The sequence below is a fragment of the Micromonospora globispora genome (genome assembly GCF_003857015.1).
In the GTDB taxonomy this organism is placed as follows: domain Bacteria; phylum Actinomycetota; class Actinomycetes; order Mycobacteriales; family Micromonosporaceae; genus Micromonospora; species Micromonospora globispora.
Map to the genome: position 1 here is coordinate 1 of NZ_QGGF01000768.1, position 1946 is coordinate 1946.

Genomic DNA, 1946 nt, shown 5'->3' on the forward strand with positions numbered 1-1946 from the left:
GGCGGCCGCGCCGAGCAGCGCGGCGACCAGGACGACGGCCGCGGCCAGGGCCGGCCGGCCGCCCACGGCACCCACCACTGTGGTACGACGCAGCATCCGCGTCTCCTCTCGGTCGGCTACTCGGCCTTGGCGAGCCGGAGCGCGAGTTCGGGGCAGACCTTGACCGCCTTGAGCGCGCCCTCCCGCAGCCAGGTCGGTACGGGGGTGGACGGGAACGCCGGGTAGCCGTTGGTGTCGAGCCGGATGAAGTCCGGTACGACGTGTGCGCAGAGCCCGTGCCCGTCGCAGCGGGACCAGTCCAGGGTGAGCTTCTGCGGGTCGGGGTCGGGCCGGCCGGGCAGGCCCATCACTCCCTTGACCCGCTTGCCGCAGCCCTCGCCGGTGGTATGCAGGCGCAGGTCGTCGGCGAAGACCTCCATCGCGGAGAGGGCGAAGCGTGCGGTGCCGTCCGGGTGGCTGCACGCCCCGCGCCCCTTCACGTCGCCGGCGGCCGCCCGGACGATCTCCACCGGGGCGCTGCCGGAGACCGCGAGGTCGACCGCTCGGGCCAGGTCGGGCAGTCCCATCTTGCAGGGCCCGCATTGCCCGGCCGACTCGCCGGCCAGGTAGCGGACCACCTGGGCGGCCTCACCGAGCGGGCAGGTGTCCCGGCCGAGCGGCACGACGATGCCGGCGCCGAGGGTGCCGCCGACCGCGGCGAGCCCCTTGCGGGAGATCTCCGCCCGGTCGGCCGCCTCGGGACTGATCCACTTGCCGTGGTAGCCGCCCATCAGGATGCCCGGTCCGTCGGGCACCTCGCAGAGGTCGAGGATGTCCCGCAGCGGGGTCCCGGCCGCGCACTCCACCACCGCCGGCCGGCCCGCCGCACCGGTGACGGTGAGCAGCACGGTGCCCGGCTCGTCGTCGGTGCCGAGCGCGGCGTACTCGTACGGGCCGAGCCGGGCGGCGACCGCGAGCTGGGCGTACGTCTCCGCGTTGGAGAGCAGAGTGGGCAGCCCGCCGACCCCGGAGTCGCTGGAGCGTTTCTTGGTGCCGGGCGGGATGTGCGGCAGGCCGTTGATGCCGTTGACCAGCGCGCCGGCCTCGCCGGAGATGAACCGGTGCGGCACGGTGACGATGGTGGTCGGCACCGGCATCCGGCGCTCCTGCAGCGCCTCGGTGAGCGAGGGCCGGCCCACGTCGTCGTCGGCCACGCCGATGACGATCTCCTCCGCGTCCAGTGCGTACGCGGCCAGCGCGGCACCGTCGAGGAGCAGGTGCGGCGCCCGGGTGAGCAGCACCTTGTCCTTCCAGCTCGCCGGCTCTCCCTCGGTGGCGTTGACCACCACCGCCGCGGCGAGTTCCTGCCGCTCGCACGACTCCAGCACGGCGCGCAGCTTGCGGGCGAACGGGAAACCGGCCCCGCCCTTGCCCTTCAGGTCGATGGCCTCGGCCAGCCGCAGCAGGTTGGCCGGTTCCATCGGCCCGATCGGGCCGTGCACCTCCTCGTGGGCCATCAGGTCCAGCCGGCCGAACTCGGCGAAGCCGGCGGTGAGCCGTGGTTCACCGACGCAGGCCACCGGCGGCACGGTCGTCCGGATCACCTCGCCTCACCGCGCAGCCCCGCCCAGTACGCGCCGTCGACCGCCTCGGCGCTGGCCCGGCGACGCCGACCGGATCGGCTCTCGCCGGCGGCCCGCAGCGCTCGCCGGGAGGCCAGGTCCACCAGGGTGGGGGTGTCGTCGACCGGCACGTCGTCCGGGACGTACCGGGCCGGCGGCCGCCAGTAGTCCGGCTGCTCCGGGATGTCGTCCTCGGCGCTGTGCCGGCCGCCGCCGCTGCGCGGCGCCGCGGAGATCGGGCCGGCGGAGATCGGTTCGGCCGAGACCGGCCCGCGGCTGCTCTCCCACCGCCGCGGACTGTCCCACGGCTCCTCCGGCGCGTCGGGCCGGGGCGGGGCCGAGTAG

Annotated in this window: 1 protein-coding gene and 1 pseudogene; both read right to left on the reverse strand. The window is 75.4% G+C overall.

Annotation, left to right across the window (positions count from 1 at the left end; all coding sequences use genetic code 11):
* Positions 1 to 116 precede the first annotated feature (116 nt).
* On the reverse strand, positions 117 to 1583 hold the full coding sequence (locus DKL51_RS33590; RefSeq protein ID WP_109947840.1) for an NADH-quinone oxidoreductase subunit NuoF family protein: 1467 nt from the start codon (positions 1581 to 1583) through the stop codon (positions 117 to 119).
* Positions 1580 to 1946: pseudogene (locus tag DKL51_RS33595) on the reverse strand (hypothetical protein); the annotation flags it as partial. The gene DKL51_RS33590 and the pseudogene DKL51_RS33595, both read right to left, overlap by 4 nt.